This window comes from Paenibacillus sp. FSL H7-0326 (assembly GCF_001955535.1).
GTDB classification, from domain to species: domain Bacteria; phylum Bacillota; class Bacilli; order Paenibacillales; family Paenibacillaceae; genus Paenibacillus; species Paenibacillus shunpengii.
On the sequence record NZ_MPVN01000002.1, the window covers coordinates 868,684 to 883,031 of the forward strand.

Here is a 14,348-nt window from a genome sequence, read left to right on the forward strand (position 1 = left end):
GTCTTATTCCTCCTCTCTCTCAATAGCTACGGCATGAGCGATACAAGGAATCGTTTCACCCTGCTGATAAGACAAAGGAGATAATAAAGCGCCTGTTGCTACAACCAATACTTTATTTAATTCCCCTTTTTTAATTCTTTTGATTAAATGTCCGTACGTTACTGTTGCAGAACAGCCGCAGCCGCTGCCTCCGGCAAATACATACTTCTGAGTGTTGATATCATAAATCATGAGTCCGCAGTCGTTGAACTCTGTCTGCTCCATCGGTATTCCTTCCTTTTGAAGCAGCTGCTTAGCTATAGGCAGTCCAACCGAAGCGAGGTCCCCCGTAACGATCAAATCATAATATCCAGGCTCCAGTCCCGTATCCCGAAAATGAGATATGAGCGTGTCTGCAGCTGCTGGCGCCATCGCTGCTCCCATGTTGTAAGGGTCCTTGATGCCCAGATCCATAACTCGTCCAATGGTTGCACGGCGAACGACAGGTCCACTGCCCGTCTTGCTGATAATGGCGCAGCCGGAGCCTGTTACTGTATTTTGCGCTGTCGGCGGCTTCTGTGCTCCATACTCTGTTGGAAAGCGGAACTGCTTCTCAACCGTACAGTTATGGCTCGAGGTGCCAGCCAGAACGTAGTCTCCGCCTCCCGAATCGACAATTAAGGAAGCCAGTGCAAGACTCTCCATGGACGTTGAGCACGCACCGAATAAGCCTAAGTATGGAACACCCAGTTGCCGCGCAGAAAATGAACTGCTGATGATTTGGTTCATCAAATCACCACCCACAAAATACTGCAGCTCGTTTTTCGATATGTTTGCGTTAGCGATAGCAATCTGCGCAGCCTGCTCAAACAGCCGGCGCTCCGCCTTTTCCCATGTTTTTTCACCAATTTGCAGGTTGTCATAAATGTAATCAAAATCCTCGGCCAGTGGTCCTTCTCCTTCTTCAGGTCCCACTACGCTGGATGTACCGATGATGCGCGGCTTGTTCTCAAATTCCCAGGTTTGCCCTCCAACTCTTTTCATAGATGGTATCCTCCGAATCCAAGGCAAGCGTAGATTATACCAATAATAAATGCAGCAACGACACCAAACACGATGACCGAGCCAGCGAGCTTGAACATGTTGGCGCCTACCCCGAGCACAAGACCTTCAGCCCGATGCTCAAGCGCAGCCGAACACATGGAGTTCGCAAAGCCTGTAACAGGGACCGCGGTACCCGCTCCAGCAAATTGCGCGATCTTATCGTAAACACCGAAGCAGGTTAGAATAATGGAGATAAGAATCATAACCGCCACGGTCGGGCTCGATGCTTCCTTCGAGCTCATATCCAATCCAGCAACAAAAGCCTGCTGAATACACTGACCAATGAAGCAGATGAACCCACCTACAAAAAAAGCTTTGATACAGTTTTTAAGTACTGCTCTCGGCGGTTCATGCTTTTTGGCAATTTTCTTGTATTCCTTCGTATCAAGGGATAGCGATGGCGTATTTGAGCTAGTATCTTGAGATTGAGATTGATCTGGAATCGTTGACACCCCCTCTAACCGTCTTAAATTTCACTCGGGTCTTCATACTGTTTACCGAGGATAATTTAATTATGGTTAAAGCCCGCAAATGTTATGAATGGTAAATCATCCTTTCTTGCAGGCTTTATGTGCTATAGAGCATGGGGAATCGTATTTATTGGGTTGTAAAAGGAACCGATCCAGCATTATTTATAAAAAAGCAAAAAGACAGTTAAAATAAACAAAACGCCGAGCATAATTAATCCTTTACGTACATGAGGGTCCATATCGATCCAATACTCCCTTCATAAGTCGGCTGAATTTTATGGTTTCACAAAGCTATGCATTTCAGTATATGCGCTAGGCACTTGTCATGTGAGTCCGCTTCATAATTCCTCATTCTTATTGGATAGACAACAGAAGATAGTCCGTTCATAATATAGTAATTGAACAGTGGTACATAAAGAAGGTACTTACAATCAGAAGGAGAGATGAAGATGGAGAATAAAACCAAAGAATTGTTTAAGACACTCACCGAATTCCCTTCGGCTCCAGGATTTGAGAGAGAGCTTCGTGCATACGCCAAGAGCCTGATGTCTCAATACACGGAAGAATTCGTACAGGATCGGCTTGGCAGCTTGTTTGGAGTGCTTCGCGGCGACGAGCAGGGCCCGCGGGTCATGGTGGCTGGTCATTTTGACGAAGTAGGATTTATGACTTCTGGCATCACAGAAGCGGGTATGGTCAAATTTCGCCCGATTGGCGGCTGGTGGAGCCAAGCTGTTCTGTCCCAGCGTCTGCAAATTATTACTCTGGACGGCCCAATCACAGGCGTCGTTGGATCAACACCAACCCATCTGTTGTCGCCGGCGGATCGTGCTAAGCCCGTAGAGCTGGATTCCATGTATCTCGATATCGGTGCGGACAACCGTGCGGAGGCAGAATCATGGGGTATTAAGCCAGGTATGCAAATTGTGCCGATCTGTGAATTTACACCACTCAAGAATCCTAAGAAAATTATGGCCAAGGCCTGGGATAACCGTTATGGTGTGGGGCTTGCAATTGAGCTGCTGGAAGCACTGCATAAGGAGAAGCTGCCTAATATCTTGTATTCCGGCGCAACTGTTCAGGAGGAGCTCGGACTGCGTGGTGCACGCACTTCGGCGAATTTGATTCAACCGGATATTTTCTTCGCTCTTGACTGCAGTGCTGCCAATGATATGACCGGAGATAAGAACGCTTTTGGTCACATTGGGCAGGGGGCCTTGCTTCGTATTCTCGATCCCGGCATGCTGACACATCGCGGCGTTGTAGAATACGTACAGGATACCGCCGAGACGCACAAGATTAAATATCAATATTTTATTTCGCCAGGGGGAACGGATGCAGGTCAGGTGCACTTAAGTGGTATCGGGGTACCATCCACCGTGATCGGTGTGTGTGCTAGATATATCCACACTTCATCTTCCATTCTTCATACAGATGATTATGATGCTGCGAAGGAGCTGCTCATTAAGCTGGTGAAAGGTCTTGACCGTACAACACTGAATACCATTATTGAGAACTCCTGATTGTCATATTCATTTTTTCGGATGAATAGAAAAAGAGGTGTCTGACCGGCCTGCAAGCTGCCGAACAAGACACCTCTTTTATGTAAAGGTTCGTGCATAATGAAAGTTCATGGGGAAACATTAAAGAAACAAAGGTGAAAACGCAATCCATGCAACAATAAATGTAACACCTATGAAGAAGATCTCTACCCAGGCTCCCTGCTTGGACCCTGTACTCATCAGCTTAAACTTGATCTTCCACTTGAATGGCGGAAGCGGCTTGATTCCACGATTCGTCAAGCTATCTGCAATCAAATGAAGCAAATAGGACAGGCCGCCGGCCATCCAAACTGCATCCCCATAAGCTTGCGTCGATCCATAGAGAAGAAAAGTCCAAACGGCTACGCCATATAGCGTATGAGTTAATCCGCGATGAGGTAAAAACGTAATCAGTATGAGCAGACTTCCAACGAGCAAATTCCATGGATGAAAGCTCCCTCCGTAAACAATGAGCCCTAGTCCGATAAAAAACATAACCCACTGTCTGAGTGATCGAGATGGCATAAAGGATACAATCGCGATTAATGCTGCAAGAATTAAATTCCATGGATAATTCTCCATCCCGTAAATGCCCATGACTGCTGCCGCAGCAATAAGAGCGACCTGTACGATCCGAAGAAGCCAGTTCGGAAGGACCCGAGTCACCAGCAGTGAATTCGGTTCATCAATGTCAGGCAGCACCGAACTGATCAGCGCAACGGCCGCCGCAGGGATGGACAGACTGATTCCTCCCATATGCAAGAGTGAGAGCGAGACACCTGTCCCGACGATAATATGGGTTCTACCCATCATAATTCCTGTACTTCCTTTCTCTGCCCAATCTGTAGTTGTGATATATCCCCAGGTGTGAACAAGAAGGAGCAACTTACGTAAGGGAAATATGGAAATCATTATAGCACATACGTTCGCATACGTACACCCAATATTATCCTCAATTAAATATTTATTATGTAATTTAACACTCCTGAGCCCAATCTCATTAAACCGTCAGCTGTTCTCACAAAATAAAGGGAGCGAAATTCGCTCCCTCTCACGATCCAATCCATATATAAATAGATTTATGTCCAAATCTCATCTGCAATTTCTTTAACAAAACGAAGCTTGGCCCACTGCTCTTCTTCCGATAGAATATTTCCTTCCTCTGTCGAAGAGAAGCCGCATTGCGGACTCAAGCAGAGCTGTTCAAGCGGCACATAGGCTGCAGCTTCTGCGATGCGGGCTTTGATCTTTTCTTTATCTTCCAGCTCTCCTGATTTGGACGTAATTAGCCCCAATACAATTTTTAAACCTGGGCGATTTACATATTTCAGAGGTTCAAACCCTCCGGAACGCTCATCGTCAAACTCCAGGAATAACCCGTCTACATCGAGGCCCCCAAAAATGGTCTCCGAAGCATAATCGTATCCGCCGCTTGCAAAGAAATTGGATTTATAATTCCCCCGGCAAATATGCATGGTAATGACTAAATCTTCAGGTTTATTTGCAATGGATTCATTGATCATTCGCTGCATAATCTTCATCTCTTCAGCTGGATCGAGCCCCTTGGCACGAAGCTTATCGTGACCTTCCTCCGAGAAGAGATCCGCCCAAGCGGTATCATCTAATTGCAAGTAACGGCAGCCGGCATCATAAAAGGCTTGGATCGCTTTTTGATAAGCGGCAATTGTATCCTGGAGGAAAGCTTCCCGATCCGGATAAATCTCTTCATTCTGGTCTACACGATACACCAGCATATTAGGACTTGGTATCGTCTGCTTCGCTACCGCTTCCCCTGCATGCTCATTAAGGAATTGAAAATGCGCAATAAACGGATGCGATGAGAAATCAATGTTGCCGGTGACCCGAATACCCTCCTTGCGCGTCTCCATCTTATGAAAATTAAGTCCCGTATCTTTCTCATAATACTCCACACCATCAAGCCCACCCAAGAAATCAAAGTGCCACCAGCTTCTACGGAATTCTCCGTCTGTAACGCCCAGGACACCGTTCTGCTTCTGCTTGTCAATAACCCGAATGATCTCTTCGTTCTCTACTTTTGTCAGCTGTTCGAGAGTAATTGCGCCAGATTTGTACTGTTCACGTGCTTGTGTTAAATTCGCAGGACGCAACAGACTTCCTACATGATCATGATGAAATGGTATCATAAATGTCTCTCCCCAATATTTGATGTACAGAAAATTATAACATATTAAAATTGCAAGCTTAGATTCTAGCATGGGATGACTCGCTATAACTATTAAGTATAAATAAATCTATTGAAGCGATCTATCATAGATTGCCACATATGTTTGTTAAGTTATTATAATAGAAAAAAGGCAACTCATAAGAGTTCATAAGGAGTCGCCTTTATCAGATCTGGTTTATTCTTGTACGCTATGCCTCTCTTGCAGGCGAAGATAAATATTCTCTACCCACTTCGGCAAGTGTGATATGTATTGTTTTATTGTTGCATAATCGGCCTCCAGTATGATTTCACCAGCAGAACCGCATTAGATTTCGGATCGTACTTTTCCCGCTGCCGTTATTTCCTGCAAATACAAACATGGTAGCAGTAGATTCACTCATGGTGAAGATCCTGTTCCTTCAATTGTTCGATCTGGCCATTATAGCAGTTGGATCCCACAAAAAAGACTACTCCTATGAGTAGCCTTTATAGATAAGTTTCTCATTGCTTTGCCTTATAAAACTCATGGTACAGCTTCATCAGTGCGCGCTTCTCAATTCGGGATACATAGCTCCGGCTGATGCCGAGCTCCTTCGCGATTTCACGCTGTGTGCGTTCTTCTCCGCCGGCTTCCAGCCCGAAACGCCCGACCACAACTTCCTTCTCCCGTTCATCGAGAATGTCGAGGTTCTGATAGATTTTACTCTTCTCAATCTTGAGCTGAACCTTATCCATGACCTCATCCGCTTCCGTGCCGAGGATATCTATAAGCGTAATTTCGTTACCCTCCTTATCCATTCCGATCGGATCGTGGAGCGAGACGTCCTTACGGGTCTTTTTTAGGGAACGAAGATGCATCAGTATTTCATTTTCTATACAACGGGCCGCAAATGTTGCGAGCTTGGTCCCTTTTCCCTGCTGAAAGCTTTCGATTGCTTTAATCAGCCCGATCGTCCCGATGGAGATAAGATCCTCCAAATCCTCGCCGGTGTTATCGAACTTCTTGAGGTTGTGTACGAACTCCGATGTCAATAGTAGCTGCAATTTCAGGGTTCTGACTTTGACTAAACAGCTTATCAAACGTACCGATGGAACTTACAACAAGCTTGGTATCACCTTCAGGTCCTGGTTCAAATCGAACCATGATCTCATCAAAGAGGGTGGTAATGACATGACGTTTAAAATCAAATGTAAGGGTCTCTGGGCTACAAAGCCGGGATTGAATGGAAGCAAACATCCCTTTGACAAGCTCGAGTGTCATCGTGTTTTGCTGCCGGTTATCAAGCTGCATCTGATATTTATTGATCTCGATGGAGAGCGTATCAAGTGATTCATTGAGTTTCCCGATATCGCTGACCATTTCGTCTTCCGTGATCACCTCACGACGGAACATGATTTTCACTTTGTCTTTTTCCTTTTCGCACAGTTCGGCTTGTGCCTGAAGCATTTGAAGCCGCATTTCAAGTTCCTCGGTTCCAGCACCGTTCTCTTTGTTCATCTGCTCCATGAAAAGACTAGGGTCATCGACAAGTTTAACGATTTGGTCCCAGATATAGTCCTCTAAAATTTCAGCTCGGAGTGATTGACTTGGGCATTTTTCAACTCCTGCGCCGTATCGTTTGGGCGCTATGTTAGGACAACGGTAACAGCGGTACTTTACGCGTTCACCAGTTTCTTTGTCCATACGTCCGGAGTATGTCGTTGCGTCCCAAGTACGTCCGCAATGACCGCATTTTAAAATCGTTTTAAGCAAAAATTGATATTTTGAATTTCCAATATGTTTATTTGTTGTGTTTTTATTTTTTTGATTTTGTGCAAGCGCATAAATATGTTCATCTACAATAGCAGGCACCGGAACTTCAATCCATTCGTCTTGTTCACGGTAGGAAATGGAGCGCTGAGGTTTACCTGACTTTGTGGTTTTACCCTTCATCTTTTTAGTTTTTCTTCGGTTGTAATAATATTTTCCGATATATATTTCGGACGTTAGGATTCGTCCGATGCTGGAAGCACTCCAGCTTTTAGATTCACCGCGTTTTGGCATAATACCGGCGCTATATAATTTTTCACCAATTTCCCGCGTTGTCAATTGTTCAAAGATATACCACTCATAAATCATTCTTACATAGGAAGCTTCCTTGGTGTTAATGACAAGTTGTCCATTCTCATCCTTATCATAACCAAATGGAGCCACTCGCATGGGCATAATCTTATGCTTTTCCCGGACTGCTCGTTCTCGTCCACGAACAGTACGCTTCTTAATTAAGGCAAGTTCATAACTGGCTATAGCAGAGATGATATTGAAGAACAATATGCCTTCTGGAGATTTTTCAAACTCTGTATCCGTAAACGAAATATCTGCACCGTTTTTTTCTAGTTCTCGTACCACAATTAATTTATCCGTGAGATCGCGGCTGAAGCGATCAGGATGCGTACATACGACGTGTGAGATAATTCCCTCGGCAACGTCTTCACGAAGTCGCGTCATGACAGGACGAACATCTATATCCTCTCCGGTGGCTCCTTCTTCTCGGTATATACGGAAGCTGTCTTTCGAATAACCAAGCTCTAGCGCTCGTTTTTCACATAGCGCCACTTGCTCATCTAAGCTCGTATTATCTACCTGAAGTGCAGTTGATACGCGTACATAAATGGCAAGAAATTTACGTTTTACATTTAGGGTCAAACACTTCACCCTCCTTTGACCATAACAATTCAATTTTTATTATAGACAAATGACCCGTTAACGTAAACAAAAGAGACTGACTCATGATGGGGAGTCGGTCTCTTTCTTGGGTAGTAATTCAGTGATCATATAATGAATGACCCGGCTTAAACTTTCCTGTGCTTCTGCTAACTCTTTTTCACTATACGCATGTTCCTGTGGCTTATAGAGGATTGTAAGATGCTTTATGCCTTTTTTATCAATAGCCGTCACCTCGTTAAAGACATATGCGGGTAACGGCATGTCCTATAACCTTAGATATAGAGTATTTAGAAGGTATTTCAATCAACCAATCATTGAAGGGGGAGTTTTGAAAGATGGTTCGTAATGCTTTGGAGAATCTTTATCGCTAATTAAAAAAAACTAGACAGATATGTCTAGTTTTTTAATCGGCAATTTAACGAGCATAACTATTTAAGCAAACTTTAGGTAGGTTTCTCTTCTGAAGAGATTGGGATTTATTTCGATAACATTATACTGTATTAATTCAATTGGAACCCCACAAACAAATGTGGGGCTTAGTACATGCCTTTGCACATTAGCAAAAGCCGCGCCTCTCGGCTAGATGTATATAGGATATGCCAGAACCTCATATTTATGCACTATTAAAAAAACAAAAAAAGGAAATCGCAATGATTTCCTTTTTTCTTAGAAATGCTTCCTAAGAAGCCGTGTCTCAAAAGAGACTAGATATTAAGTGTCTATAATATATCATGAAGGAAAAGCCATGTCAAGGTTTTATCTCAAGTTGAGAAGCAATTAATTTTGAAATTTCTTTCATTTTTTCTTTCTTCACTTTCCCAACCAATAAACCTAATCTGGCTTTATCAATTGTGATAATGTCGGAAATAATGACGCGCGAAGGATCTTTTTTCAAGATTACACCATCTTCAAGTTCATTACTCGTTAATTTAATCTGATAGGGTTTTTTAACCTTGTTCCCATCGCCCTCAATAGGTACTACGTTAACTTTTTGTGAAAATAGATTACCTGACGAATTTTGCAAAATAATTACTGGATGTTCACCACTTAATTCACTCCCAAGATTTTCACCAAGAAATGCATTGTAAATTTGACCTCTAATAGGTTTTAAAGGATGTTGGTTTTTTTCTTTACCATCATTAGGTCTTTGCTTGTTGATTTCTTTGGAATCATAAGTTAGTTTCAGGTTTTCTGTTATTGCGTTTAAGAGTGCTTCGGCTTTGATATAATCCCCTTTTTTTAAATTTGCAATAATTGAGGTGGATTTTGCTATCAATTGGTTTTTTAATTCAGTGCTTAATTCGTCCACATCTTCATATTTTCTATGCATCTTCTTCAAATGTTCCCCTCTATCAAAATCATATTCCAATGAAAATATTCGACACAAACAACAAAAAATCCTTTCTTACTTAAAGTATAAGTCGGGATTTGCGGAGGCTCAATTAAAAAAGAAGACTATCTGTTAAAAACTATCCAATAAGTTGTCACTGATTGAATGAGCCTTGCCTCTCCCTCCTTCTCAACATAAATATGACTTTTTTCTTATTTTACAAAAAAATGCACTAGCGTTTTGTGATGTACTACAGATCACATGTACTACACACTAGTACTACAGTATAAATGTCATCCATATGGTGCATACTGCAAGTATGCACTAATAAAGGAGCGTCAGAAATAATGATGAATGAAAAAGAAATCAAAAGCGACAAACCGAAGAAAATGCAAGTAAGATCTGATGAAGAAACAGAAAAGGAGTTTGATCAGCTCTTTAATATCTCAGGGTGTAAAACTAAGGGTGAACTGATGAAAAAAATCATTCAACTTGGTTTTATGGAGCATTTTAAAAAACGCAATATGCAAGAAATTAATGTAGATATCGAAGACGTGGTGGGCACGTCGATACTCAAGCTACAACATCATCTTGATGGTATTGCTAAAATATTCGTGAATCAACACGAATCCGTATCAGAAAGCCTCGTTGCCGTACATGAGAAAAAACAGGAAGAAATTGCTCATTTAAAAAACGAAAACAGCATTGTCACACGGCGTCTGCATGAAGTAGAGAAAGAATCCGAAAGCCTGAATACGAAAATCATAGCATTAGAAGAGGCAGCGAGAACAAATTCAGAAGTCATTATGTCTTACAAAAACTACAAAAAATTGACTCAGCCCAAAGTCGATGAGCTAGAACAAAAACTCGAACAATTTGAAGATATAAAGAAAAAGGAATTTACTCAAATGAAGCAAACCATAGCTCAATTGGAAGAAGCGCTTCGAGTACAAAAAGGTAAAAATATTGATCAGGAGCATGCTAACAAACAGCTGATCATTGATTATGAAAATAAACTATTGGAGGAACGTGGAAGATCCAGTGAGGCACAAGACAAAATTCGTAGAGAAATGCAGGAGCAGCTAGATGACCTGCGAGAAAAAATGTGGAAATCAAGAATTGAAAAACCAACTGCTCGAGCAACAAAACAAACCAAGGAAACTGTGTCTAAACAACCATAGTTTTTCTCGACCGCAAAGAGAAGTGAAGGCAGTCTCGAAAACGGTGACTTTTGAGACAGGCATGACGAAATGGAAATTTCCTCGAGAATGGATTAGTTGTCGGTATCAAAAGCCGTCTCAAAATCAAAGGCTCAAAATGAGCGGGATTTAACGTTTTTGAGACAAAAAAAGACATCTCGTTTAGAAATGTCTCAGATGAGTTGTCTTATCTCGGCTAGGTCAACAAGAACAATTTTATTTCCGTCCCATATTCCCTCTACTTTGTCACCAAATTCGAATCCTTCCTGTTTGAATAAACAATAAACGGATTCGATAGGGCTGAGGTTTACTTGCTGACAATTTGGAAGTAACATTTCTAACTTGATCTGTGTTCCTTGAATGTTTTCCGTAACGATAAATGGCAAAGTATTCTGCTCATCAGAATAAAAAACAGGGATATGATTTTTCAACTTCTGATTTTTCGAAATTTGCTGATAACCAATCATTTGATCATCAAGCGGCGTATCGACGTTAAGTGTTTCACGATAATGTTGTTTGCGAGATTTGTCGCCTGTTTCGTCTATTAGTCTCTCTTTATATGTCTTTGTAATTGGTGTTCTTAAACAATATGGCTGAAGTTCAAGTGATTGAGGAAAAACTATAATCGCATTCCCTCCATGTTTGATTTTATAGTCATCCGATTCTCGAAAATCGTTATCTTTCACATCTAGGAAGATATTAGTTAATATTTCAAACAAAGCATGTTCCACAGAATACATCCTCCATGTCCATTTTTTATAGGAATTATAGCATGAATTAACAACTCACTGTGAAATAAACAAGTGAGGAGTGATGGATATGAAATATGTTCTTCTGGTGGATGATGCCACGTTTATGAGACGCGATCTAGAAAAGATTCTATTGTCCAATTTTAAAGATATTAGGATTTTGCATTTTGTAAACGGACTTGAAGCGGTGGAAGCATATCAAGATTTAATAAATAAGAAACATCTTGTTTCTGCTATCATTTTGGATCACACCATGCCTGTAATGGGCGGTTTTAAAGCCTGTGAAAAGATGAGACTTATAAATAGCGATGCTCCTATCATCGCATTTTCAGGTTCATTAAGCCCCTCTATGATGTTTCTTGAAATGGGTATTAAAGATCGCATAAGGAAGCCTGTTAATGAAAATCAAGTCGTTGAAACATTAAGACGATATTTGGAATAAGGATGTGTTTTTATTGAGCAGAAAGATCGGATACGCGCGCGTATCAACGGAAGATCAGCACCTGGAGCTTCAAATTGACGCTTTAAGGGCTGCTGGCGTGGAAGAACGGGACATCTTCATGGAGAAAGTAACCGGTGCTAAAAAGGACCGTCCGGAGCTTGAAAAGCTCCTTTCGTATATGAAGCCCGGCGATGCCGTTATCGTATGGAAGCTTGACCGCATTGGACGAAGCATAAAGCATTTAATTGAGTTATCGGAGTTGTTTAAGACAAGCAATATCGAATTTGTATCGCTGAAGGAAAAGATTGATACGTCGACCGCCACAGGACGTCTGATGTTCAACATGCTGGCTGCACTTGCGGAATTCGAACGAGAAATGATAATCGAGCGTACACATGCAGGACTTGCCGCCGCTCGCTCCAGAGGGCGTCAGGGCGGTCGACCGAAGAAAGATGAAGCGGACATTGAACGCGCGGTAAAGCTGTATAAGAGCGAAGCATATTCCATTGCCGATATTACGGAAATGACCGGCGTCAGTAAAGCGACGTTATATCGAAATGTAAAACAAAAAGAAGAAATGAAAGCTTAACTTTCATTTCTTCTTTTTTTAAGTCCTCTTGCAAATTTGATTTGTTCTTTTTTAGCTTGATCGTTTAAGAGTCCAATGGATTTGAGGGCAAGTTCGCGTAACATTTCCTCATCCATATTGGAGAGAACTCGTTCTAACGTTTTCATTGTATTGTTTTCTTCGTGGCTTAGTCCGTTCTCTTTCATAAACTTTTCTAAGTCGCCACGATCAATGGGATTTTCGAATTTTAATTCGAAGTTATCTACCGCATATACGAAATCTTTATCATTATTGCTGTAAAGTGTTGCGTCTAAAACGATACTTGTAGCAGCGATAATGGCATCTGGTGATGGAAGTTTTTTACCGTCGGCTTCAAGCCACAAAATGCGAATATCGGCAGCTTTATTAGCGATGCTGTCGTTAATTTGAACAATCAAACCTTCATCTTTAGGATAGTTGATGTATTGATCAATGACGTCTTTATAAGCCATATCCTTTTGCGTTCTTGGTATCGACAGCAATTCGACTTGAACTATGGTTGGCATCAATAGTTCAATTTCGTCGTCGAAACGAAGTTCGTTGATAAGCTCTACAGCTGGCTTAAATCCCCATGATGCATAAATGTAGATGTTTGTATCACAGATGACCTTTCGCTTATTTGACATCAAGTTCCTCCATATCTGCATCTTCATCGCTCACAGGATAGAGGTCTTCATTTTTTTCAACAGGTTTTACTTTGGAAAGTGCTTCTTTTGTTCGACGAACCGTTTCGATTTGTTTTTGATATTTAGGCACATTGAACTGGGCACGTGGGATTTGGTTTTTTTTGCCACCTGGCGTTTCGAACTCATCGACTTCAATCTTTCCGAGTTTGATCCATTTGTAAACACCTTGAACACTAATACCAAACATATCTGCCACTTCATCAACGCTAACATAATCGTTTTCTATGTTTTCATCTGTTGATGTTTGGACTTCGAAAAGGCGAGCATTAATGCTTTCTCTCGCTCTTCGAATCCTAATAATCGCAGCTGCCCTTCTTAATGCCTCACGTTCATCTTCTGCCAGTGAAACACTCGTTGTACATACTTCAATTTCTTGAGCTAACTCTTCACTTGTTCTTGGCATCTAAATCACCTCCTCATCATCTTAACATAGTTATAACTCATTATAAACATTTTATTCCTTATACCTTTTATACCTTTTAAACCAAATTCCTTGAAAGTCAAGTTTTTTAAATTCTTGGCGGTTCACCCGAAGACAAAGTGACGACACAACGATATTGAATCGAAAAATAAATAAAAGCAATGCCAAAAAAACAGGCATCACTTTTATTTTGTTGATTGTTTCCTCTGTTCATCATAAACAAAATAATTGAATAACTCGTTGATTTTAAAAATTAATTGGTTCATGTCATCGACTAATTTAGTATCACCATTGTGAGTCTTAATGATGTTCAACAACATTTTGATTAGTTGATTTTTCTCTCCCCTCGGGTTATACACTTTTGTTCGTTTAATATTGACCGATTGCAATAAATCGTAAAGTCGAAAAAGATTACCGTTTTCATTGCATTGATTGCATGACCATTTACTAGTGTGCACATTCATTATGCAATTGTATTGGCAAACCACACAGTTAAAAATAATACAGGGCTTTTCAAAATAATAGTCAATGCGGTTATCTTTGAAAAACGACAGACAAATTAGCTCTAGACTGTCCGCTATCTTGTCCGCCCCCTATCCATAAATCCGATGAAGTCGGTGCCTCGAATAACATATTTCCCACCCCATCTTATACTTTTCAATGTTCCAGTTCTGCACCAGTTTCGAACTGTATTAGGATTCAATCCCCATAGTGCTGCAATTCTTCCCGGTGTAAATACATCATCTTCCCCGACAAATGGGTATTCATTATTTTCCATATTCCATACACCACTTTCTGTTTACAGTCAACTGTAAAGTAGATGTAATTTCTTCCGTATACTACCATTGTGTCCAGCGAAGTGCTATCGTAGTCATATTGTTAAAAAACGCAAAATTTAACCCCTTTATTGTCTGACGACATCATAGTT

At 41.3% G+C, this 14,348-nt stretch carries 15 protein-coding genes; 4 read left to right on the forward strand and 11 right to left on the reverse strand.

Features of this window, described 5'->3' with window-relative positions; translation table 11 throughout:
* Positions 1-3: 3 nt before the first annotated feature.
* Together spoVAD and spoVAC are read right to left on the reverse strand one after the other, a co-directional pair.
* Positions 4-1,023, reverse strand: coding sequence for a stage V sporulation protein AD (gene spoVAD / locus BK126_RS14945; protein WP_076313332.1), 1,020 nt, complete (start codon positions 1,021-1,023; stop codon positions 4-6).
* Positions 1,020-1,526: a stage V sporulation protein AC gene (gene spoVAC, locus BK126_RS14950; RefSeq protein ID WP_076313550.1), complete on the reverse strand. Its 507-nt coding sequence runs from the start codon at positions 1,524-1,526 to the stop codon at positions 1,020-1,022. The genes spoVAD and spoVAC overlap by 4 nt, the downstream gene beginning before the upstream one ends.
* Positions 1,527-2,002: 476 nt before the next feature.
* Between spoVAC and BK126_RS14955 the strand changes: the two genes are divergently transcribed.
* Positions 2,003-3,076 carry a M42 family metallopeptidase gene (locus BK126_RS14955; protein ID WP_076313333.1) on the forward strand — a complete coding sequence of 358 codons (1,074 nt, stop codon included), beginning with the start codon at positions 2,003-2,005 and terminating at the stop codon, positions 3,074-3,076.
* Between the two features lie 120 nt (positions 3,077-3,196).
* Here the strand turns inward: BK126_RS14955 and BK126_RS14960 are convergent, their stop codons facing one another.
* The 5 genes from BK126_RS14960 to BK126_RS28810 all read right to left on the reverse strand — a co-directional run bounded on the left by BK126_RS14960 (position 3,197) and on the right by BK126_RS28810 (position 9,316).
* A complete protein-coding gene (locus BK126_RS14960; RefSeq protein WP_076313334.1) occupies positions 3,197-3,907 on the reverse strand; it encodes a metal-dependent hydrolase in 711 nt (236 codons plus the stop codon).
* 266 nt (positions 3,908-4,173) lie between these two features.
* A complete protein-coding gene (locus BK126_RS14965) occupies positions 4,174-5,259 on the reverse strand; it encodes a 5-methyltetrahydropteroyltriglutamate--homocysteine S-methyltransferase (RefSeq protein ID WP_076313335.1) in 1,086 nt (361 codons plus the stop codon).
* Between the two features lie 521 nt (positions 5,260-5,780).
* Positions 5,781-6,329: an RNA polymerase sporulation sigma factor SigK gene (gene sigK / locus BK126_RS14970; protein WP_143757737.1), complete on the reverse strand. Its 549-nt coding sequence runs from the start codon at positions 6,327-6,329 to the stop codon at positions 5,781-5,783.
* Entirely contained in the window at positions 6,271-7,965 is a 1,695-nt protein-coding gene (locus BK126_RS14975) for a recombinase family protein (RefSeq protein ID WP_076313337.1), read from the reverse strand. The genes sigK and BK126_RS14975 overlap by 59 nt, the downstream gene beginning before the upstream one ends.
* Positions 7,966-8,734: 769 nt before the next feature.
* Positions 8,735-9,316 carry a type II toxin-antitoxin system PemK/MazF family toxin gene (locus BK126_RS28810; RefSeq protein ID WP_256702872.1) on the reverse strand — a complete coding sequence of 194 codons (582 nt, stop codon included), beginning with the start codon at positions 9,314-9,316 and terminating at the stop codon, positions 8,735-8,737.
* A 347-nt stretch (positions 9,317-9,663) separates the two neighbouring features.
* Between BK126_RS28810 and BK126_RS14990 the strand changes: the two genes are divergently transcribed.
* Positions 9,664-10,497 (forward strand): hypothetical protein, encoded by an 834-nt coding sequence (locus BK126_RS14990; protein WP_076313339.1) that lies wholly within the window; start codon positions 9,664-9,666, stop codon positions 10,495-10,497.
* A 191-nt stretch (positions 10,498-10,688) separates the two neighbouring features.
* Here the strand turns inward: BK126_RS14990 and BK126_RS14995 are convergent, their stop codons facing one another.
* Positions 10,689-11,246 (reverse strand): hypothetical protein, encoded by a 558-nt coding sequence (locus BK126_RS14995; protein ID WP_076313340.1) that lies wholly within the window; start codon positions 11,244-11,246, stop codon positions 10,689-10,691.
* 88 nt (positions 11,247-11,334) lie between these two features.
* On the opposite strand from BK126_RS14995, the gene BK126_RS15000 reads away from it, so the two are divergent.
* Together BK126_RS15000 and BK126_RS15005 are read left to right on the forward strand one after the other, a co-directional pair.
* Positions 11,335-11,706: a response regulator gene (locus tag BK126_RS15000; RefSeq protein WP_076313341.1), complete on the forward strand. Its 372-nt coding sequence runs from the start codon at positions 11,335-11,337 to the stop codon at positions 11,704-11,706.
* A 13-nt stretch (positions 11,707-11,719) separates the two neighbouring features.
* Positions 11,720-12,295, forward strand: coding sequence for a recombinase family protein (locus BK126_RS15005; protein WP_076313342.1), 576 nt, complete (start codon positions 11,720-11,722; stop codon positions 12,293-12,295).
* On the opposite strand, the gene BK126_RS15010 is transcribed toward BK126_RS15005, so the two are convergent.
* The 3 genes from BK126_RS15010 to BK126_RS30240 form a co-directional block, all read right to left on the reverse strand.
* Complete coding sequence (locus tag BK126_RS15010; protein WP_076313343.1) at positions 12,292-12,939, reverse strand: type II toxin-antitoxin system VapC family toxin; 648 nt, start codon at positions 12,937-12,939, stop codon at positions 12,292-12,294. The two genes, BK126_RS15005 and BK126_RS15010, sit on opposite strands and share 4 nt — an antisense overlap.
* Entirely contained in the window at positions 12,929-13,402 is a 474-nt protein-coding gene (locus BK126_RS15015; RefSeq protein WP_076313344.1) for a helix-turn-helix domain-containing protein, read from the reverse strand. The genes BK126_RS15010 and BK126_RS15015 overlap by 11 nt, the downstream gene beginning before the upstream one ends.
* Before the next feature lie 595 nt (positions 13,403-13,997).
* Positions 13,998-14,198, reverse strand: coding sequence for a helix-turn-helix domain-containing protein (locus BK126_RS30240; RefSeq protein ID WP_076313345.1), 201 nt, complete (start codon positions 14,196-14,198; stop codon positions 13,998-14,000).
* Positions 14,199-14,348: the final 150 nt, after the last annotated feature.

Excerpts from the sequence above, each read along its gene's own strand:
- BK126_RS15010 (WP_076313343.1), bottom strand. The coding sequence starts at position 12,939 with ATGTCAAATAAGCGAAAGGTCATCTGTGATACAAACATCTACATTTAT.
- BK126_RS15015 (WP_076313344.1), bottom strand. The coding sequence starts at position 13,402 with ATGCCAAGAACAAGTGAAGAGTTAGCTCAAGAAATTGAAGTATGTACA.
- BK126_RS14955 (WP_076313333.1), top strand. The coding sequence starts at position 2,003 with ATGGAGAATAAAACCAAAGAATTGTTTAAGACACTCACCGAATTCCCT.
- BK126_RS14960 (WP_076313334.1), bottom strand. The coding sequence starts at position 3,907 with ATGATGGGTAGAACCCATATTATCGTCGGGACAGGTGTCTCGCTCTCA.
- BK126_RS30240 (WP_076313345.1), bottom strand. The coding sequence starts at position 14,198 with ATGGAAAATAATGAATACCCATTTGTCGGGGAAGATGATGTATTTACA.
- BK126_RS14990 (WP_076313339.1), top strand. The coding sequence starts at position 9,664 with ATGATGAATGAAAAAGAAATCAAAAGCGACAAACCGAAGAAAATGCAA.
- BK126_RS14965 (WP_076313335.1), bottom strand. The coding sequence starts at position 5,259 with ATGATACCATTTCATCATGATCATGTAGGAAGTCTGTTGCGTCCTGCG.
- BK126_RS15000 (WP_076313341.1), top strand. The coding sequence starts at position 11,335 with ATGAAATATGTTCTTCTGGTGGATGATGCCACGTTTATGAGACGCGAT.
- spoVAD (WP_076313332.1), bottom strand. The coding sequence starts at position 1,023 with ATGAAAAGAGTTGGAGGGCAAACCTGGGAATTTGAGAACAAGCCGCGC.
- BK126_RS28810 (WP_256702872.1), bottom strand. The coding sequence starts at position 9,316 with ATGCATAGAAAATATGAAGATGTGGACGAATTAAGCACTGAATTAAAA.